This is a genomic window from Lysobacter antibioticus HS124 (assembly GCF_000336385.2).
Taxonomy (GTDB): domain Bacteria; phylum Pseudomonadota; class Gammaproteobacteria; order Xanthomonadales; family Xanthomonadaceae; genus Lysobacter; species Lysobacter firmicutimachus.
Genome location: NZ_HG424477.1, coordinates 1 through 18,178 on the forward strand (window position 1 = coordinate 1; position 18,178 = coordinate 18,178).

At 62.9% G+C, this 18,178-nt stretch carries 20 protein-coding genes; 17 read left to right on the forward strand and 3 right to left on the reverse strand.

All coding sequences use genetic code 11. The features are described from left to right. Positions 1–253 precede the first annotated feature (253 nt). The 14 genes from aceE (at position 254) to TX83_RS08020 (ending at position 12,578) form a co-directional block, all read left to right on the forward strand. Positions 254–2,959 carry a pyruvate dehydrogenase (acetyl-transferring), homodimeric type gene (gene aceE / locus TX83_RS07975; protein WP_064747411.1) on the forward strand — a complete coding sequence of 902 codons (2,706 nt, stop codon included), beginning with the start codon at positions 254–256 and terminating at the stop codon, positions 2,957–2,959. 281 nt (positions 2,960–3,240) lie between these two features. Continuing rightward, positions 3,241–4,008, forward strand: a complete 768-nt coding sequence (locus tag TX83_RS07980) for a sce7726 family protein (RefSeq protein WP_141233407.1) — start codon at positions 3,241–3,243, stop codon at positions 4,006–4,008. 47 nt (positions 4,009–4,055) lie between these two features. After that, positions 4,056–5,009, forward strand: coding sequence for a sce7725 family protein (locus TX83_RS22630; RefSeq protein ID WP_075575053.1), 954 nt, complete (start codon positions 4,056–4,058; stop codon positions 5,007–5,009). Positions 5,010–5,076: 67 nt separating this feature from the next. After that, positions 5,077–5,748 (forward strand): hypothetical protein, encoded by a 672-nt coding sequence (locus TX83_RS22635; protein WP_141233408.1) that lies wholly within the window; start codon positions 5,077–5,079, stop codon positions 5,746–5,748. Beyond that, complete coding sequence (locus TX83_RS22640; RefSeq protein ID WP_141233409.1) at positions 5,745–6,338, forward strand: hypothetical protein; 594 nt, start codon at positions 5,745–5,747, stop codon at positions 6,336–6,338. The genes TX83_RS22635 and TX83_RS22640 overlap by 4 nt, the downstream gene beginning before the upstream one ends. 102 nt (positions 6,339–6,440) lie before the next feature. Continuing rightward, a complete protein-coding gene (locus TX83_RS07985) occupies positions 6,441–6,701 on the forward strand; it encodes a transcriptional regulator (protein WP_186442550.1) in 261 nt (86 codons plus the stop codon). Positions 6,702–6,818: 117 nt separating this feature from the next. Beyond that, positions 6,819–7,880: a hypothetical protein gene (locus TX83_RS07990; RefSeq protein ID WP_064747413.1), complete on the forward strand. Its 1,062-nt coding sequence runs from the start codon at positions 6,819–6,821 to the stop codon at positions 7,878–7,880. After that, positions 7,877–8,515 carry a hypothetical protein gene (locus TX83_RS07995; RefSeq protein ID WP_064747414.1) on the forward strand — a complete coding sequence of 213 codons (639 nt, stop codon included), beginning with the start codon at positions 7,877–7,879 and terminating at the stop codon, positions 8,513–8,515. Before TX83_RS07990 ends, TX83_RS07995 begins: the two co-directional genes overlap by 4 nt. Before the next feature lie 310 nt (positions 8,516–8,825). After that, complete coding sequence (locus TX83_RS22645) at positions 8,826–9,059, forward strand: hypothetical protein (RefSeq protein WP_141233410.1); 234 nt, start codon at positions 8,826–8,828, stop codon at positions 9,057–9,059. Next, the gene (locus TX83_RS08000; RefSeq protein WP_064747415.1) at positions 9,056–9,352 is read left to right on the forward strand and encodes a hypothetical protein; all 297 of its coding nucleotides are present in this window, start codon (positions 9,056–9,058) and stop codon (positions 9,350–9,352) included. Before TX83_RS22645 ends, TX83_RS08000 begins: the two co-directional genes overlap by 4 nt. 184 nt (positions 9,353–9,536) lie before the next feature. Next, positions 9,537–9,935 (forward strand): hypothetical protein, encoded by a 399-nt coding sequence (locus TX83_RS22650; RefSeq protein WP_141233411.1) that lies wholly within the window; start codon positions 9,537–9,539, stop codon positions 9,933–9,935. Between the two features lie 33 nt (positions 9,936–9,968). After that, entirely contained in the window at positions 9,969–11,327 is a 1,359-nt protein-coding gene (locus TX83_RS23800; RefSeq protein ID WP_064747417.1) for a peptidoglycan-binding protein, read from the forward strand. A gap of 174 nt (positions 11,328–11,501) precedes the next feature. Beyond that, on the forward strand, positions 11,502–12,044 hold the full coding sequence (locus tag TX83_RS08015; RefSeq protein WP_064747418.1) for a lysozyme inhibitor LprI family protein: 543 nt from the start codon (positions 11,502–11,504) through the stop codon (positions 12,042–12,044). Between the two features lie 36 nt (positions 12,045–12,080). After that, the gene (locus tag TX83_RS08020) at positions 12,081–12,578 is read left to right on the forward strand and encodes a hypothetical protein (RefSeq protein ID WP_064747419.1); all 498 of its coding nucleotides are present in this window, start codon (positions 12,081–12,083) and stop codon (positions 12,576–12,578) included. 153 nt (positions 12,579–12,731) lie between these two features. Here the strand turns inward: TX83_RS08020 and TX83_RS08025 are convergent, their stop codons facing one another. Beyond that, the gene (locus TX83_RS08025; RefSeq protein ID WP_075575054.1) at positions 12,732–13,694 is read right to left on the reverse strand and encodes an alpha/beta fold hydrolase; all 963 of its coding nucleotides are present in this window, start codon (positions 13,692–13,694) and stop codon (positions 12,732–12,734) included. 546 nt (positions 13,695–14,240) lie between these two features. Between TX83_RS08025 and TX83_RS08030 the strand changes: the two genes are divergently transcribed. The 3 genes from TX83_RS08030 to TX83_RS08040 all read left to right on the forward strand — a co-directional run bounded on the left by TX83_RS08030 (position 14,241) and on the right by TX83_RS08040 (position 15,573). Further along, on the forward strand, positions 14,241–14,585 hold the full coding sequence (locus tag TX83_RS08030; RefSeq protein WP_064747421.1) for a hypothetical protein: 345 nt from the start codon (positions 14,241–14,243) through the stop codon (positions 14,583–14,585). 137 nt (positions 14,586–14,722) lie between these two features. Beyond that, positions 14,723–15,316: a lysozyme inhibitor LprI family protein gene (locus tag TX83_RS08035; RefSeq protein ID WP_064747423.1), complete on the forward strand. Its 594-nt coding sequence runs from the start codon at positions 14,723–14,725 to the stop codon at positions 15,314–15,316. A gap of 68 nt (positions 15,317–15,384) precedes the next feature. After that, on the forward strand, positions 15,385–15,573 hold the full coding sequence (locus TX83_RS08040; RefSeq protein ID WP_141233413.1) for a hypothetical protein: 189 nt from the start codon (positions 15,385–15,387) through the stop codon (positions 15,571–15,573). Positions 15,574–15,649: 76 nt separating this feature from the next. Here the strand turns inward: TX83_RS08040 and TX83_RS08045 are convergent, their stop codons facing one another. Continuing rightward, entirely contained in the window at positions 15,650–16,339 is a 690-nt protein-coding gene (locus tag TX83_RS08045) for a hypothetical protein (RefSeq protein WP_064747427.1), read from the reverse strand. Positions 16,340–16,415: 76 nt separating this feature from the next. Beyond that, positions 16,416–18,128 carry a M91 family zinc metallopeptidase gene (locus TX83_RS08050; protein ID WP_064747429.1) on the reverse strand — a complete coding sequence of 571 codons (1,713 nt, stop codon included), beginning with the start codon at positions 18,126–18,128 and terminating at the stop codon, positions 16,416–16,418. Positions 18,129–18,178: the final 50 nt, after the last annotated feature.

Sequence of the window (18,178 nt, forward strand, 5' to 3'; positions counted from 1 at the left end):
AAACGCTGTCGACCACCGCTGCGGCTGTCGCGGCTCACGCCGCTCCTACAAAAACCACCCGACCCGCAGCGGCAAAGGCCACTGCCGCACACTCACCACACGCCCCCGTATCCACACCTACGCCCCTAGCCAAAACGAACTAGTCCACCCCACCGGCCACCCCCCGCAAGCCGTAACCCGGTCGCCGTTTGTTAGACTCGGGGCTCTAATCCGCCCCCCACCTCCGAGGCGCGGCCACGGGGCCGCGAGATCGATGAATCAGCCGCTTGCCAGCTCTTTGCACGACCTGCTCCAGAACGATCCCGATCCGACCGAAACCCAGGAATGGGTCGAATCCGTCCAGGCCGTCATCGCCCGCGACGGCGCCGAGCGCGCCCACCAGCTGCTCGAGGGCATGGTCGAGGTGACCCGCCGCGCCGGCGCCCACCTGCCGTTCCAGCCCACCACCGAATACATCAACACCATCCCGCCGCACCTGGAGGCCAAGAGCCCCGGCGACGCCGCGATGGAATGGCGGATCCGCTCGCTGATCCGCTGGAACGCCATGGCCATGGTCGTGCGCGCCAACCGCAAGCCCGGCGACCTCGGCGGCCACATCGCCAGCTTCGCCTCCGCGGCCACCCTGTACGACGTCGGCTTCAACCACTTCTGGCGCGCGCCCTCGGCCGACCACCCCGGCGACCTGATCGGCATCCAGGGCCACAGCTCGCCCGGCATCTACGCCCGCTCCTTCCTCGAAGGCCGCATCAGCGAATCGCAGATCGACAACTTCCGCATGGAAGTCGACGGCCGCGGCGTCAGCTCCTACCCGCACCCCTGGCTGATGCCCGACTACTGGCAGATCCCGACCGTGTCGATGGGCCTGGGCCCGATCAGCGCGATCTACCAGGCCCGCAACTGGAAGTACCTGGAAGGCCGCGGCCTGCTGCCCAAGTCCGACCGCAAGGTCTGGGCCTTCCTCGGCGACGGCGAAACCGACGAGCCCGAATCGCTCGGCGCGATCTCGGTCGCCGGCCGCGAAGGCCTGGACAACCTGATCTTCGTCATCAACTGCAACCTGCAGCGCCTGGACGGCCCGGTGCGCGGCAACGGCAAGATCATCCAGGAGCTGGAAGGCCAGTTCCGCGGCGCCGGCTGGAACGTCATCAAGACCGTCTGGGGCAGCTACTGGGACCCGCTGCTGGCCCGCGACACCACCGGCAAGCTGCGCCAGTTGATGATGGAAACCGTCGACGGCGAATACCAGAACTGCAAGGCCTTCGGCGGCAAGTACACCCGCGACAATTTCTTCGGCAAGTACCCGGAGACCGCCGCGCTGGTCGCCAACCTGTCCGACGACGACATCTGGCGCCTCAACCGCGGCGGCCACGACCCGCACAAGGTCTACGCCGCCTATCACGAGGCGGTGAACACCAAGGGCATGCCGACCGTGATCCTGGCCAAGACGGTCAAGGGCTACGGCATGGGCGCCTCGGGCGAATCGCTCAACCCGACCCACGGCACCAAGAAGATGGACGACGAAGCCGTCCGTCTGTTCCGCGACCGCTTCAACATCCCGGTCACCGACGACCAGCTCAAGGACGGCGCGGTGCCGTTCTACCACCCCGGCGAGAAGTCGCCGGAAGTCGAATACATGCACGAGCGCCGCAAGGCCCTCGGCGGCTACCTGCCGCAGCGCCGGCGCAAGGCCAGCACCTCGCTGGAAGTGCCCAAGCTGGACGCCTTCGACCGCCTGCTCAAGAGCACCGGCGAGCGCGAGATCAGCACCACCATGTCGTTCGTCCAGGCCCTGAACATCGCGTTGCGCGACAAGCAGGTCGGCCCGCGCCTGGTGCCGATCGTGGCCGACGAGGCCCGCACCTTCGGCATGGAAGGCCTGTTCCGCCAGCTCGGCATCTACGCCCCGCACGGCCAGAAGTACAAGCCGGTCGACCGCGACCAGCTGATGTACTACCGCGAAGACGTCACCGGCCAGGTGCTGGAAGAGGGCATCACCGAAGCCGGCGCGTTCGCGTCCTGGCTGGCGGCCGCCACCAGCTACAGCACCAACGACCTGCAGATGCTGCCGCTGTACATCTACTACTCGATGTTCGGCTTCCAGCGCATCGGCGACAGCGCCTGGCAGGCCGCGGACATGCGCGCCCGCGGCTTCCTGCTCGGCGCCACCGCCGGCCGCACCACGTTGAACGGCGAGGGCCTGCAGCACGAAGACGGCCACAGCATGGTCCAGGCCGGCCTGATCCCGAACTGCCGCAGCTACGACCCGACCTTCAGCTACGAAGTGGTGACCCTGCTCCAGCACGGCATGCAGCGCATGCTGACCGAGCAGCGCGACGAGTACTGGTACCTCACCCTGATGAACGAGAACTACCCGCACCCCGACATGCCGGAAGGCAGCGCGGACGGGATCATCAAGGGCATGTACCTGCTCAAGGACGCCGGCAAGCCCAAGAAGGGCGAACTGCGCGTCCAGCTGATGGGCAGCGGCACCATCCTGCGCGAAGCCATCGCCGCCGCCGAGCTGCTGGACAAGGACTTCGGCGTCACCGCCGACATCTGGTCCTGCCCCAGCTTCAACGAACTGGCCCGCGAAGCCATCGACGCCGAGCGCTGGAACCGCGTCAACCCCGAAGCCAAGACCCCGCGCAAGCCCTACATCACCGAACTGCTGGAAGGCCGCCAGGGCCCGGCCATCGCCGCGACCGACTACATCCGCATGTACCCGGAACAGGTCCGCGCCTACGTGCCGATGCGCTACACAGTACTGGGCACCGACGGCTTCGGCCGCAGCGACACCCGCGCCAACCTGCGCCGCCACTTCGAAGTCGACCGCTACTACATCGCCCACGCCGCCATCGCGGCGCTGGCGGCGGAAGGCAAGATGACCGGGAAGGATGTGGCTCGGGCGATCAAGCAGTACAAGATTGATGTGGAGAAGCCGAATCCGTTGGGGGTTTGAGTTCTACCGTTGGCCAGTTAACTAACGAGGGCGGCCTTGGCCGCCCTCGTTTCGTTTTCACGTTATGAGTGCCCGAATGTGTTGAGTGAGAGGCTAGAGATAAGACGGGTCGTGCAATGCATCAGGAACTTGACGAGCCGCCTTCCGAGGGCATTACATAGCTGGCAGCAATATAAGAGCGAGAGACCACTATGGACTCGATAGAGCGGGGGCGCCGTCTCGCAAGGTTTTTCACCAGAGAAGTTGTGCGCTCTATAGCTAAAAGTGGCCATAAGAGTGAAATGGTGACTTCTTTGCGTAGTTTTCTGGGGCGAAGTGAAGCCGATCTTGCCATCGGCCCTTTGTTCGATGAGGGTTTCAGGGAACTAAATAATAAATACAGATGCGAATATGTGTATAAAGCGCACATTGTAAATAAATTGGTCTTTGGACGTCATAGCCCGCGCACTGCTAGTGTTCAAACAGAGCTGCAGGTTGGGAAATCTGTCGCGGACATTGTTGTTTTTAATGGTACATCTACTGCTTACGAGATAAAGACTGAGTTCGATACCAGTAGGCGATTAGAGACACAGACTGCCGATTATTTGAAGGTTTTTGATAACGTATATGTCGTAACTCACCCTGATCTCATTAGAAAGTATTCTGATATCGTCCCTGATCGTGTGGGTGTGATTGCCTTAACGGCAAGAAACAGGCTTAGTGAGCGCAAGTCAGCGATTAGTAATGTTGATTCTGTTAGTTCGAGATCAATATTTCGAATTATGCGACAGTCGGAATATATGGAGGCGGTGGTTAATGCTTATGGTGAGCAGCCCCCAATCCCTAATGGAGTGCTCTTTAAGCACTATGAAGCTTTGTTCTCGAAATTAAAGCCGCGAGATGCGCATGCGGCCTTAGTGAGTGCTTTTAGGATGAGAACTACCTCTGTGGAGATGGCGGACTATTTGAGCTGTTTGCCCGCGAGCTTGAGAGCTTTGGGCTACGCAACGCCACTGTCAGCTCTACAGAGAGGTCGGGTCTCACAAGCTATGGGTGTATTTGGTAAATAAATCGCGGTTATGGATCGCGCTTGCGCGCAAAGGACTGAGGATTTCATATGTACTTTCCGTACTTGTATGGTCGAGCTTATGATTTGCTAGCGCTGCGCTCCATACTGAAAGATCATCGCGCGCTGGGAGGCTTAATTCCTATCGTTGAGCCTGTGAATTCAAATTCAAGTGCAATAGAAAGATGCTTGGCGGATTACTCTGAAGCTGATCAGCGGATTTGTGTTCTAGTCAATCCTGACAAGCATGAGTTAAAAAATCCTATTGCGGCAAAGGCTTGGCAGAAGAATTTTGTCGACTTCATTGACGATAAAAATTCGGTGATTCCTTTGCTTAGGTGCGATGCTGCTATCACTCAGGCGAGTATCGACAGTTTTCTTAAGAAGTTTTCAGATAGAGAGGTCGCCTTCCTCTATCAGGGGTGTGGTTTAGACGACGCTGGTGTTAAGAAATTGGCCGCTATTAAGACTGTGGTGTTTCATATTGGCGTTGACGCAAAGATATCGGCATCTCATCGCGCGCTTTTGCCGAAAGATAAGTATGTTGATATTAAAGACTGTTTTACGAAGCTAGTGCGCAATGCTGACTACAATGGCGCAGAATTCTATACGGATAGGCATAAAACATTCGCAGCCTCCGGTTGTGGATTCGGCGATTATGCGACGATAGGTTCGGTATTCCAGGCGGGAGGGTCAACTCCTTACGCTGTCGCAATCCACGCGGCGTACAAAGATCCAAAGACTGGCGATATCTGGGTCGAGCACTTCGTCTCGGATGACAAAGAAAAAGACGATAGTGACGTTGCCACAAAGTTTCTTCAGGCTGCTAAGAAATTGACGGCAGCTGCAACGAAGAGAAAGAAAGAGTTTGGGCAAAACTATTCAATTGACGCGTATGTCGCCTATGTTGCAGGCTCGTATTTCCCGGGGTTGCCGAAGAATAAGCAACATCAGATTGAGCATCATCTTTGTCTGATGCTTGATGTTCTGAGTGGGGATGTTTGATTTTTCTGATTTTAGAAATGCCCGGCCCGTGAATTTAATGAGTCGGGCTTTTTAATTGGGGGGGCATATGTCTGCTGCCAGTAAGTACGTGTTGAAACTGAGTGATCAGGACGTAATTAGGGCTTTTACCACTGTTGCCAATAAGTTTACGGGGCACGGTGTGACGCTGAGTTTTAGCGACACGCTTGGTATGCTGACCCCAGATTTATTGGAGACGTACGAAAAATCTCGTGGATTCGGGCTTAGGAAGGCAACCATAAGCACGGAGATTTGTGAGTGGGGATGGCTACGATTGCGGGTGGAGCACAATGATTCGAATAGTGCGACGCATGACAAATTAACGTTTACTTGGAACGGGTCAGTTGATCGATTGTTTGCCGCAGAATTGGAGTCAGCCTTAGACGTAGCGCTCAGTCGGCCATTGGCAACGGTCGGTAGTAAGGGGGCGCAGCCGCTGGCCGCGCACAGTGAGGTGCTGCAGGCATTGGAAAGTGCGGTGGCAGGTGTGCTTGTCGATGCCACCAAGCACAGGCAGTTGCTCGAAGCGTCCTACCTAAGTAAAGAGGAGGCGTTGACAGCCAGGTTCGATGAAATTCGAGAGCGTGAAATTGATCGCCTTCAGCAAGAGAAAGATAGGGCTGAAAAAAGCCTTGAAGCCAGGGCGGTGGCTCTCGATGAGAAATCTCATGGCTTAGATTTACTACAAAAAAGCTTGATGATCGGAACAATACTCATGTGAGGCGTGAGATCAGGTCGAGTTTGTTGGATATAACAAAAGAGCGTTTGGCGAATTTTGCTGTGTCGAAGGAGACTCGTTTCCAATATTTCGCTGTTCATGGCGCCTCATTGGTTGGAATTGCACTTTTATTTATGACGTCCCTTTCCTACGGGGCGAGGATCGTCGTCGGGGATAAGGGTTATTATTACGCGCCTGAGTCTATACTGTTAATAATAAAGTCTGGATTGCTTGCTGCCGCTGCGGTTGCTTTGGGGGCGTGGTATCTGCGGTGGTTGAATAGATGGCTGCAGAGGATCGCGGATGCTGAATTTAGGTTGCAGCAATTCCGTCTGGATATCGAAAGAGCGTCTTGGCTGGCTGAAACGGTACTCGAATGGAAGTCAACTTCGCAGGAGCCCTTCCCAGAGCTGCTGGCATCGAGATTGTCAGCTGGACTGTTCCAGTCATCCGCATCTGAAACAGAGGATCCGCGCACCCCCGCTGCGCACCTGGCGGATGCATTGCTTGGAGCTGCTTCCTCCGTAAAATTAAAACTGGGAGAGCAGGAGCTGAATCTTGATAGAAAGGGCGTTAGAAGCTTGGATGATTAATAGCTTCTGTATATTTCGTTTATCGTAATTACGATAAACGAAATTGACTGATAAATCGCTGGCGATAATGCTTCGGTCCTCGCTTTTGGAGAGGAACTGAGCATGTCCGCAAATTTTCCGCAAGAAGCGACCGCGGTCCGCATCAACCGCTACGAAAAGGCCGTCCACGACGCCGATCTGGCCACTGCGCGCCGCATCGCGCAGTCGCTGGGCGTCCCGCTCGCCTTCCTCTACGCCGACACCGACGTGCTGGCCGAGGCCATCCTGACCCTGGGCCTACTGTCCAAGTCCGAGCAGCGCAAGGCCGTGGCCGACCTCAAGGCCCGGCTGGCCCAAGCCGGCGCCTCTGCCGAGAAGGGATGAGGCACCGATTGCATCGGTGCTGGCTGTCGGCAGCAGACGACTGTGCTTTTGCCCCGCCTCAGCCGCTGACCTAAGCTGCTTCGCGATCGCGAGGCGGCTGTCAGGGAGGGCGAAACTATGAGTAGCGCCGATGTTTTTAGAGTCTGCACGGCATGGCTCGCGGTCCTGTTTCTCTCGACCCAGGCCGCTTCGGCCGCGCCGCCGGATAACGACGCCGCCCGGGTGCAAGAGCGGCCCGGTGTAGGCATCGACGACTTTCTGCGCTGGCCGCTGCAAGGGCCGCAGGGCTATGACCGGGCGCTCCGCGCTCTATTGGCGCTGTATCCGTCTATTACCGGCCACCAAGACCCGCCGGAGGTGTACAGCCGTAGCCCGGCCGGGCTGGCTGATGGCTTCGTTGCGGCTGGCGTACAGATCGACAACCGATACTGGCATCGCCCGGTGGCGTCGATCTTCGTCGCCGACCGGCCGTGCTACCCGATGCAGCGCGCTGCGGCGCAGGCCGGCCTTCGCTGGCACGCGCCAACGGCACCGGGTTCGGCGCCGCACAGCTTCAGTGCGCGCCGCAACGACATGGAGCTGACGCTTACCGAGTCGGCCGTCCAACCGCATTGTCTGGGCGATATCAGCTTCCTGCACTTGAAGACCGAACGACGGCAGCCGCTTTATCGGCTTAGCCAAGCGTCTGAGTACCCGGACTTGACGCCCGAAGCGGTGGGGCATAGGGCGCTGCGGCTGTTGGATGGACTAGACACGATGGAGCAACTGTCGCTCGATCACGTCATCGCCCAAACCGGCCTGCCGTTGAGGTACGCGCCCAAGGGCAAGGTCCATGCGTTCACGGTGCAGATGCCCGATTCGCCCTGGTACTACGGCCTCAACTATCGCGACGGACAGGGTAGGGCGGTGGAACTCGAATATGCCTATGCCGGCGACACCCAGCCCAAGGGGGCGCCCCTGTGTCCCCTGACGGTCGATGAGGTCGAAAAGCGGCTCAAGGACGATGGCTTCACTCCATGGATCGACGTCGACGAGCTAGGTCGGAACTTGGCCTACTACTTCGAACGCACGCCGCTCATCGTCCGATTGGTTCCGGGCCTGAGTACGTCCGGCAGCACGGCTGGAATGCACCGGTTGTGCCTGGCGCAACTGATGATTACGGCGAAGAACCCACCATGAAGTCCACGGCGATTCCCCGTGGTAGCGTCATTGCGCTGCTGCTGTATTCGATGATGGCAAGCGCCTGCGCGTACGCCCCGAAAGACAAGACACCTACGGGGGCTTTCGACCCGATGCCGGCCGATACTTACAGAATCAGTCAGGCAAGTGAGTATCCCGAATTGACAGCCGAGGAAGCCGGGCGACGTGTGCTGAATCTCGTCGACGTGCTTGAGTCGATGGACGAGCTTTCGCTGGAGCAGGTGATTGCGCGAGCCGGAATTCCGCTCAAGTACGCTCCGGCTGGCAAGGTGTACGCCTTCGCCGTAGAGCTGGCCCAGGACGCTGGGTTCTACAACGTCATCTATCGTGACCAGGGCGGGCGGCGCTTCGTCGAAATACGCTACGAGGCGCCTGACAACCCGCGGACGGCCGACGCATTTCCATGCGCACTGGGTGCGACCGCGGTTGCGGAGCGTCTGAAGGCCCTGGGCTATGGCATGACCACCGACGTCGACGAGATCGGTCGCACGCTGGAACATGTCTTCAGTCGAAACGAAGTGCGCGTTCGGGTCGTGCCGAGTCGGCACAGCATGCCCAGTCCGCTCGGAATAGATTCCTGTGTGGAAGTTTTGACCATTCAGTCGAAAGATTGATGGATGGTGGGCGCCTCAGCGGAACCTACAAAATTCCGTCTTGCCAGTCTCGAAGTGTGCTTATTACCGCGGCGCGCTACTCCTGGTTCTCTGTCAGTTGCAGCAGGGTTCCCGTATGCTCGCCACATCTGCAGAGCGAGCGGTGCATGGAATGCGCAACTTTGAGTTTCGTCGCTTTGAACCGTCGGGACGGGTTGTCGGCCGAGCATCGCGATCGCTATTAGCGGCGGTGGCGCTTCTTGTACTAGGCAGCGCGTGCGCGCACGAGCCCAAAGTCAACCCATCCGTGCCTCCCAAGGAGCCGCACGACATGACGTCGACCGAGCCTTTCCGGCCCAGTTCCCCCTCCGAGTATCCCGAGCTGACTCCGCTGGAGGTCGGCAATCGGGTGCTCCGGCTGTTGGACGGTTTGAAAACCACCGATGGTCTTACCGTTGATGAAGTGGCAGCCAAGACCGGCATTCCGTTGAAGTACGAACCACCCGTGGTAGGGCCCATGGGCTCATCATCAAGCTGCCGGACTCACCCTGGTTCTACAGCGTGATCTTTCGCGGCTCCAAGCCGCCCAAAGCCGTCGAACTGAACTATGCGTACGACGGCGATACTCCGCCGACCGGGCAGCCGCTGTGCGGCTTGGAGTTGGACGTGGTCGCCAAGCGGCTGAAAGATGACGGCTTCATGATGCGGATCGATGAAGATGGGATCGGCCAACCGCTCGCATACATCTTTCGTCGTGACCGTGTCGATGTGATGGCGGTCCTCGGTTCGAGTCCTGCGGATGCGCGGTCGGTAGACCGTCTTTGCATCGGCCACTTATTGATTACCTTGGCTGACTAGCCGGAAATGAATCGGACTTCGGACGGAAATGTGCTTTAAGCGCAGCCGCGGGTATCACGTAGCCGAGGTCATGGCGATGGGGCAGAATGCGGTGGAGCACCGCGTAGCAGCCACGATGAGATATGTATGAAGTGGCTGGAGCGTCTTGCCAAATACTACTAGCGGAAGATTGCGAGGCGAAGCGATGAACGGATTGATCCATGCGCTGGCAACTGCACTGTTGAGTGTTGGACTGGGCGCTAACGCTCATGCGGCCGGTTCGGTCGCGAAGGCGAAATACCCCAAAGAGGTGGTTGGTATATGGCAAGGGGGCGGGCCAACCTGCGAACTGCCGGGGAATCTCGATAGCGATAGCCGGATGGATATCCGGCCTAACAAGCTCGTCGATTACGAGCAGTGGAGCGAGCCGGTAAGCGTGGTTCAAATCTCCACGAGGCCGAAGGCCTGGCGGATCAAGTCTCGCCTCCATATCGACGGGGAGGCTGTGGACAACTACGAGGTTTTCGCCATCAGCGGGGAAGATTCGGGGCTGCTGACGATCATTGACGAGAACAGGTCAGCAAAGTACGTGCGTTGTCGTTGAAGCATCGTAGACCGCGACGAGGAGAATAACGACATGGATCGATTTCAGAACTCGAACGAAGGCATTGCTACGGTCAACTACCGCGTCATCCAAAAAGGGGTGTCGGTCAACATTCCGGTTGGAAGTTTCGATAGCCTGGTGACACACCATCCTTTTGACAATCAGGACGCCGTGGTTTCGAACGGCAGGGTGATTCGCGCGCAGCCTGGGCGGCGTCATGCGCTGATCGGTGGCGAGGTTCAGGAGATCGCTATAAGCGGCGAGCGTGGCGCGCTCAACTTGACCGAGGACCAAGTACTTTTAAAAAAGGATTTCATGCTGGAGGACTCCCGCATTCCTTCAGGCGGTCGTGGTGTTCGCGATGTTGATGTTCCCTCGCCCGTGGCTGGTTATGTTGGACGGTGCAACGCGGCAGAAGGGCTGGTCGACATTTACGACCGTAAGGGCGGAGAGGTCATTGCGCGGATTCGGCATATGCAGCCGATTCACGTCCAAGAAGACACAGAAGTGGCGTACGGGCAGTCGCTGGGTATGCAGAACAACCAGGCGACAGCGAAAGTGCACGTGCACATGGAGGTCGATACGCGTTACTACAAGCATTACGAAAATTATGTCGACGATCTCGTCAGTGGTCGGCTATCCATCGACCCAGCACGCCGCAACCAGGGCATCGGAGCCCGTCCCGTCATCGACGATGGGGTGATCCGCATCGGTGAGACATCCGGCGTCGTCGAGCAGTTGCAACGCGTACTCAACGAGCAAGGCTACTTGGATGCCAATGGTCAGCGGCTGCCGGAGGACGGGGTCTACCGGCTATCGATGCAGGCCGCGGTTATTCGCTACCAAGATGCCAACGGCTTGCCGCGTACCGGCGATATCGATCCGGCGACGTTGCAGCAGGCCTTGCCGCGCGTGTTTCCGTCGGAGTTGAACCGTCCCCTGGAGGAGCGCGGTCTGCCGAGCTATCTCGGTCCGCTCGGTGCGGTCGGGCCTGCCGCGGCGCCCAGGAACGATCCCTTCCTGGTCCAAGCCGAGGCTGCGGTTCGGCGGATGGAGCAGGGGCTGGGACGGGGCTACGACGAGAACAGCGCGCGGCTGGCGGCCAGCGTGGCCGGCATGGCGCGCGAGGCGGGGCTGTCGAAGATCGACCACATCGTACTGAGCCAGGGTGCCGGCACGGTCCGCCCCGGCGAGTTCGTGTTCGCGGTGGAGGGCGCCTTGAACGACCCGGCGCATCGGCGTGCGCACATGCGGACCGACGAAGCTTTGGCCCAGCCGGTCGAACGGTCGTTGGAGAAGCTGCAGGCGGCCAACGAGGTTCAAGCCCGGCAGGCCACCCTGGAGGCCGATCAGCAAGGCCAGCACATGGCCCATCAGCCGCGAACGGTGTGAAGGGCATCGGCATGGCCCGATGTCCTTTAGCCGCGAAGTCGACCCAGGGCAGGTTATGAACAAGCCAGCGTTGATGGTTGCCGCCTATCTGTGGTTTCCGCTGCGGGCAGTTGCTGGTGCGAATTGCGGTGAAACCCATGAACAGTGCTGGGTAGCAATAAGAGGGATTGGGGCATGACTTTCAGGTGCATCAAGCATGCCGCTCTGGCGCTGGCCTTGTCGACGGCGTGTGCGGCCGCGGCAGCGGTCCGCCCTGCCGCCGCTGCGACCGCGACGCCGACCACGGCGGCGGCAGCGGAGGAGGACTGCTTTTCCGCTAGCGACCTCGCAACGCGCGAGCAGTGCTTCTTCAAGATGTCCGATGACGAGATTGCCGAGTGCGAGCGCATACGGCTGTTCGCATGTAGGCCTTATCGCGAGATGTATCGCTTGGATGAGGAGCTAGCCGCCTTGCAGCGCGAGGCCTTGGCCAGCGCGCGCAAGCGCTTCGCTTCCTATGTGGACGGCGATCCGGCTTATCTGGACGACTTGGCCGATTACCTGGCCAAGTCGGGTCAGGCCTGGGCGCAGTTCCGCGACATGGATTGCCTGCTGGAACCGCTCGCGCAAGGCATGTCGCGGCGCGAAGCCGAAAACTTGACCGAAGCCTGCCGTGCCGAGCGAACCCGGGCGCGTATCGCTCAACTGCGGAGTTTGTTCTTTCCGGGGGAGCGGTAGTCGGCGCTGGTTGGGGGAGGTAGGGGGACCGGACCGATGGACCGCTGGCGCGGCGACAAGGAGATCGATGTGGCGAGCAATGGGGCAGCTTTTTCGTGTGCGGTGGGTGTTGCCGCACTGGCTTGCGTGGTGGCGTTGTACGCCCATGCGGGCCAGCACGCGGAGTTCGCCGGCGACTGGGTGTATTCCAATTCCTGCCGCTTCGGCCACTTCGTCAATATGGAGATCACCCAGCAGGGCGCCAAGATCGCAGGGTCCTGGGCCGACGGCAGTCGCGTGCGCGGTTGGAATGGTGAGCTGCAGGGCGACGTGCGCGATGGGCGGGCCAGTCTGCGCCTGTGCACGCAGGACGACGCAAAGCCGGACTACGCTTGCCCGAACTTCGGTCAGGAGGCGGGCTATCTGCAGCGGTCCGGGCAGACGCTGCTGTGGTTCAGGTCGTCGTACATGGCGGAGCCGTACGCCGTGCTGGTGCCTGCGGGCAGCGAGGCGGACCGGGACCACGGCGAGGTCGATTGCCCGGACGAGGGCTAGCCACGCGTTTCGATCGCCGCGATACGTCGCCGTGGCGCGAAAGGCGCTGAAGTTCGGCATTCGGCGGCCGCCGACGTCAGGACGGGGGCGCCCGCGGCGCCCCCCGTCCATCGCCCAGCTACCGACCGCTGCGGTCGGCGCCGCCGACTTCGATCACGACGGCCGCGGCGCGGTCGGGCGCGTGCCGCCGTTGGCGCGTTCTGCGACGCCCGGGTTCCAGGCCAGGGTGCTGGCGTTCTTCAGGTGCGCGACGATGCCGTCGACGATCGTGTCGAGCAGCGGATGCGGCAGGTCGTGGCCCATGCCTTCGACGCCGTTCTGCGGGCCGCCCAGCCATTGCGCGCCGGGAATGGCGTCGCGGGTGGCGCGGCCGCCGGAGACGTTGATCAGCGCGTCTTCGTTGCCGTGGACGACCAGGGCCGGCAGGGTCAGGGTCTTGAGCGCCTTGGTGCGGTCGCCGGCGAGCAGGATCGCGCCGACCTGGCGCGCGCCGCCGCCGGGGTGGAGCGGGGCGCCGGTCGGGCCGACCGAGCGGTCGTAGGCGGCTTCGGCCAGCGCGCGGCGGCGCCCGGCTTCCGCGGCGGCATGGGTCTTCGAGCCGATCAGGTTGTACAGGCCGACGATGTGCTCGATCGCGGCGTCGCGGTCGCTCGGCAGCGGCTTGAGCAGGGCTTCGATCACGCCGGGCTGCGGGTGGCCGACCAGGAGGCTGCCGGTGGTGCTCATGATCGAGCACAGGCTGCGCGCGCGGTCCGGATAATCGATCGCCAACCGCTGCGCGATCATGCCGCCCATCGAGGCGCCGATCACGTCGGGCCGGTCGATGCCGAGGTGGTCGATCAACTGCACGGCGTCCTTGGCCATGTCGGCCAGGCGGTAGCCGTCGGCCGGCGGTTCCCCGGTCCGCCAGGTGGTCAGGCCGCTGTCGCGGTTGTCGAAGCGGATCACGTAGTGGTCGGCTTTCAGCGTGTCGACCAGTTCTTGCGGCCAATGGATCAGCTGCGAATTCAGGCCCATGATCAACAGCACGGGCGGGTTCTTCGGGTCGCCTTCGACCCGGTAGCACAGCTTGACGTCTTCGAGTTCAACGAATTGGTCTTCGGACTTGACGGCCATGAAGGTTCTCCGCGATGGGCATTGGGGGAAATGCGCAGGGATCTGGAACGTCCAACGTGTCTGGATTGCGACTCGCGCGATCGGGTTCGTCTGTCGTGGAGGCGAACTCGCCCGTGCCGCGTCGTGCCGGCGGCGACGTGCTGAGTGCGCGAGTCCGCCGCCGAAGCCTGTCGACGCGGCTTCGGCGGGTGCTGCTGGATATACGCTTGCATCGGATTCGATTCCGAGACGGCGTAATCGGACTTCGCCGGAGCGCGAAAGGATCACCGAAGCTAACCAAGGCGCACGGACGCTAACCGCCGTTCGGGCGCGTTCTCCGAGCGGTCGCACACCTGCATCGCGCGTCGCGTCGCGATTGCGGCGTGAGACGCCCCGCGAGGTTCCGGCGATTCGCGGAACATGCGCTGCGTTCTGCGCCGGTGTGCGCGGCGTCGGTCGGCGGGCTGTCCCCGCCGGATGCTTAACCGCGTTCGCCTCTACGGCGCCGGTGCGACGCTTTTGCGCCCAGCGGAATCCTTTGTGGTCATTGCACACCGAGGAGTCCGCATGTCCCGTCCATACGTCGCCCTGTTCTGCATGCTGTTGGCCGCCAGCCCGGTCGCTGCGGCCCAGCCGGCCGAATGCACGAAGTTGAATTCAACCTCGCAAATGGCTCGGGCGCGCGGCGCCGTGTTGATAAAACACGGGGACGAGCGCTACCTGCTGCGCCTGGCCAAGGAGTGCGACAGCGTCGCCAGCGCACGCCATCTGCGCATCGTGACCGACGGCGCCGAGCACCTGTTGTGCCCGCAGGGCAGCGAAGTGGTCAGCCCTTCGCGCCGTTGCGCGGTGACCTCGGTAGAGACGATCGACGCCGCCGAGTTCGAGCGCGCCCGGCTGCATCGCTACTGAGGCTCGCGCGTTCTGGCGGAACCGACGCTCGGCGGACTGGTTGAAGGCGCGCTACTGGCGGTCGGCGCGATGTGCCTACAATGGCAGCGAGCCGCCCGTGCGCGGCTGCCCACAAGGCCCGAAACGCAAGGACGACGATGCAACAAGCGACGGTTCGAACCGGCAGCGGCCGGGACATCCTTCGTGGCGCCGGCGGGCGCCGCTGGGGCGCCGCGATCGCGCTGATCCTGGCTGTCGTTCTTGTGCCGGGCGCTTACGCAGAGGAGGAGTCGCAGAACTCCGCTGCTGCCGACCGCGACCCCGACTGCATCGGCATCGGCGATACTCGGCAACGCGAAGCCTGCTTCGCCCGCTGGCCCGACAGCCGCATCGCAGAATGCGAGCGGATGCGGCTGTCCGCCTGCGCACCGTACCGCGACATGCACCGCCTGGAAGCGCGGCGGCTGAGCGTGGCGCGCTCGCTGATGAACCTGCTGCGGGCGAAGTACGCCAGCTACGTCGAGAACGACCCGGCCTATGTCGACGACCTGTCGGCCTACCTGCGCGCGGACGAACAGGCCTGGGCCGCGGCGCGCGATGCCGCGTGCGCGCTGGACCCCTTTGTCCAGGGCATGGCCCGACGCGAGGCGCCCGGACTGACCGAGGCCTGCCGAGTCGAGCGGACCCGGGAGCGAGTCGAGGCCCTGGAGGCCAGGAAAGCTGCGTTGCTGCGAGCAGCCGGAGTGGAGTGAGGTGGCGGTTCGCGTCTGTGGGAAGAGCGTTGTTGGTCGCCGGCGCCCAGCACGATAAGGATACGGGCATGACAGTATTGCGTTACCACGACGGCCAAGCGGTTCGACTCGGTGACGATGTGCGCTGGGGCAGCGAAGGGCGCGGGACGGTGGTGGTCCTGATCGCCGAACAGAAGGCCGTGCCTGGCTACACCGGGGTCGAGGCTCAGGGGCCTTCCCTCTGCGGCTGTGGCGGTGCCGGCGCGAGCGGCGACTGATTGCCGGACCCGCGCCGCAAACAAAAAACGGGCCGCAATCGCGGCCCGTTCTCTTAAGCCGTAGCGTTCGCCCGGCTTACTCGGCGAACTTGCCCGTTCCCACATCGAACCACGGCGTGCACAGCGACTGCGTCTGGACGCCGGCTTCGCCGGCCGCCCAGATCGTGCCGTGGGCGGTCTTGGTGGGAATGCGGAACTGCTTCTGCTCGAACGGCGCCACCGCGACGCACCAGCGCACGCGCTGCGGCGCCTGGTCGCCGAAGCGATGGACGAATTGATCGGCGTGTTCGCCGCCGGCCTTCAGTTCCAGGGCCAGCCCGGCGTGGCCGAGCGGGTCCATCGGGTTGGCGGCGGAGGCCGGCGCCGGGGCATGCAGCAGGGTGATGCCGCCGTCCTGGGTTTCCAGCCGCGGCGCGCCGATCGGGCCGGGGTTGTAGACGGCGCCGGCGCGGTCGCCGTAGCTGCCGCGGTCGAACACGGCCAGGGCGCGGTCGGCGCTGCCGTTGCGCAGGCGGTAGCGCACCAGCAGGGTGTTGCTGGCGGCGGTGTACTGGAACTCGGCGTGCAGGCTCACGTCCTGGCCGTCCTGCACGCGCAGGCGGGTGTCGGCGGTGGCGGCGGTGGATGCGGGTTGGGCGTTCATTGGGGTGTCTTCTGCAGGATGCGGTAGGCCATGCGCGCAGGCCGCGGCGGACAGGGCGGTCAGCACGGCGGCGGCGGCGAGCGCGCGTCGGGTGCGGGCGGCGGTGGTGCGGGTCGCGGTCATCTAGCGGCTCTCGGCATGGGTCGATTCACGGTAAGGCCAGGGCGTGTCGCGCCGGCGCGAAGGCCGGCGCCTGCGCTCAGCGGCGCATGCCGCCGGCGCTTTGGGTCGGCTCGGCCTGGGTCTGCTGGGCTTGCGCCTGCGCGGCCTGCTCCTGGCGGTCGGCGGCGTGCATGGCCTCGTGGCGCAGCTCCTGGCCGGCGGCTTGCCCGGCGAGTTGGCGGGTGGCGTCGCGGGCGGCGTTGCGGTCGCCGGATTCCATCGCCTGCAACAACGCGTCCAGATGGGCGTGGTTGTGGTTGTGCCCGCCGTTGCCGCCGGCGCCGGTCGCGCTGGGGTTGCCCGGGGCGGAGAAGGCGCTCTTGGCGTCGACGCTGTAGTTCTGCCGGCGCGCCAGGCCCATCTCGTCGCGCATGCCGTTCTCGGTCAGGTTGGCGGGGTTGGTCTTGGTGTCGGGCGTGGCCGCGTTGCGGTCGAAGTCGAAGGCGACACCGCTGTTGTCCAGGCCCACCGCCTGGCGCTCGAAGTTGCGCACGCTGCCCGAGTCCGGGCCGGTGCCGCTGTACACGCCCTGCTGCAGGGTGCCGCCGGTGATGTTGTAGGCGTGCGACATCTCGTGGTGCAGGACCACGGTCGGGGTTTCGAAGAAGTCGCTGTGGAAGGACGGGTTGTAGCTGATCACCGAATCCATGCCGGCGCCGCGCGTGGTGACGCCGGTGGCCGGGTCGGTCTGCAGGAAGGCGTCGTTGGTCAGCGAGGGGCCGGCGTAGCCGTTCATCTCGTTGCTCAGCTCGGTGATGCTGACGCTGTGGCCGGTGCCGACGAACGCGTTGGCGTTGCGGTCCAGCTCGGCCAGCATCTCGCGGCCGTTGTTGGACGAGCGCAGCATGTCCAGATCGGCCTCGACCCGCTGGCGGAACGCGTCCGACGAGCCGGCGGCGACGGTGACGCTGGCGCCGACATGGGTCGTCATGTCGACTTCGACCTGGGTGTTGCGCGCGCCGCGGGTGGCGGTGACGGTGTCTTCGCCGCTCTGGCCGTAGACGGTGTCGCGGCCGGCGCGGTTGTCGACGGTGTCGGCGCCGGCGCCGGTGTAGATGCGGTCGTTGCCCTGGCCGCCGCGCAGGACGTCGGCGTCCTGGCCGCCGGACAGGATGTCGTTGCCCTGGCCGCCTTCGAGGGTGTCGGCGCCGCGCCCGCCCTCGATGTAGTCGCGGCCCTGACCGCCGCGCAGGATGTCGTCGCCGTCGCCGCCGTAGACCACGTCGTTGCCGGCGCCGGCGTCGATGGTGTCGTTGCCGGTGTTGCCGAACACGTCGTCGCGGCCGCGGCCGGTGTTGATGACGTCGTCGCCGGCGCCGCCGTCGACGCGGTCGCGTCCGCGCCCGGTGGTGATGGTGTCGTTGCCGTCGCCGCCCTGCACGTCCATGTTGACGCGCACGTTGGAGGCGGCGTGGATGACGTCGTTGCCGTCGCCGCCGCGCACGCCGAGCTGCTGCTGGGCGGCGAGGGTGATCTCGAACGGCTGGCCGTTGATGTTGACGTCGAGCACGCCGTTGGCGCGCTGGCTGACCCGCACGTTGTCGTCGCCGGCGCCGCCGTTGATGACCAGGGTGTCGGCGAACTGGTCGCCGCCGGTCACCTGCTCGCGGCTGATGACGATGTCGCCCTGGCGGAACAGTTCCTGCGAGACGATGCCCTTGCCGTCGGGCGTGCTGCGCGAGGTGTCGGCAGCGGGGCTGCCGGGCGGAACGACGCCGCCGTTGATGACGATCGGGGTGGGGCCGGCCATAAAACGATCTCCTTGGCGTTGCAGTGGCTGACGGTGAAAGGCGCGCGCGG

Coding starts and splice junctions, on each gene's coding strand:
- TX83_RS08020 (WP_064747419.1), top strand. CDS start 12,081: ATGGACCGCTGGCGCGGCGACAAGGAGATCGATGTGGCGAGCAATGGG.
- TX83_RS07985 (WP_186442550.1), top strand. CDS start 6,441: ATGTCCGCAAATTTTCCGCAAGAAGCGACCGCGGTCCGCATCAACCGC.
- TX83_RS08025 (WP_075575054.1), bottom strand. CDS start 13,694: ATGGCCGTCAAGTCCGAAGACCAATTCGTTGAACTCGAAGACGTCAAG.
- TX83_RS08040 (WP_141233413.1), top strand. CDS start 15,385: ATGACAGTATTGCGTTACCACGACGGCCAAGCGGTTCGACTCGGTGAC.
- TX83_RS22645 (WP_141233410.1), top strand. CDS start 8,826: ATGACGTCGACCGAGCCTTTCCGGCCCAGTTCCCCCTCCGAGTATCCC.
- TX83_RS07995 (WP_064747414.1), top strand. CDS start 7,877: ATGAAGTCCACGGCGATTCCCCGTGGTAGCGTCATTGCGCTGCTGCTG.
- TX83_RS08035 (WP_064747423.1), top strand. CDS start 14,723: ATGCAACAAGCGACGGTTCGAACCGGCAGCGGCCGGGACATCCTTCGT.
- TX83_RS08015 (WP_064747418.1), top strand. CDS start 11,502: ATGACTTTCAGGTGCATCAAGCATGCCGCTCTGGCGCTGGCCTTGTCG.
- TX83_RS08050 (WP_064747429.1), bottom strand. CDS start 18,128: ATGGCCGGCCCCACCCCGATCGTCATCAACGGCGGCGTCGTTCCGCCC.
- TX83_RS07980 (WP_141233407.1), top strand. CDS start 3,241: ATGGTGACTTCTTTGCGTAGTTTTCTGGGGCGAAGTGAAGCCGATCTT.
- TX83_RS22650 (WP_141233411.1), top strand. CDS start 9,537: ATGAACGGATTGATCCATGCGCTGGCAACTGCACTGTTGAGTGTTGGA.
- TX83_RS22630 (WP_075575053.1), top strand. CDS start 4,056: ATGTACTTTCCGTACTTGTATGGTCGAGCTTATGATTTGCTAGCGCTG.
- TX83_RS22635 (WP_141233408.1), top strand. CDS start 5,077: ATGTCTGCTGCCAGTAAGTACGTGTTGAAACTGAGTGATCAGGACGTA.
- TX83_RS23800 (WP_064747417.1), top strand. CDS start 9,969: ATGGATCGATTTCAGAACTCGAACGAAGGCATTGCTACGGTCAACTAC.
- TX83_RS08045 (WP_064747427.1), bottom strand. CDS start 16,339: ATGACCGCGACCCGCACCACCGCCGCCCGCACCCGACGCGCGCTCGCC.
- TX83_RS07990 (WP_064747413.1), top strand. CDS start 6,819: ATGAGTAGCGCCGATGTTTTTAGAGTCTGCACGGCATGGCTCGCGGTC.
- TX83_RS08030 (WP_064747421.1), top strand. CDS start 14,241: ATGTCCCGTCCATACGTCGCCCTGTTCTGCATGCTGTTGGCCGCCAGC.
- aceE (WP_064747411.1), top strand. CDS start 254: ATGAATCAGCCGCTTGCCAGCTCTTTGCACGACCTGCTCCAGAACGAT.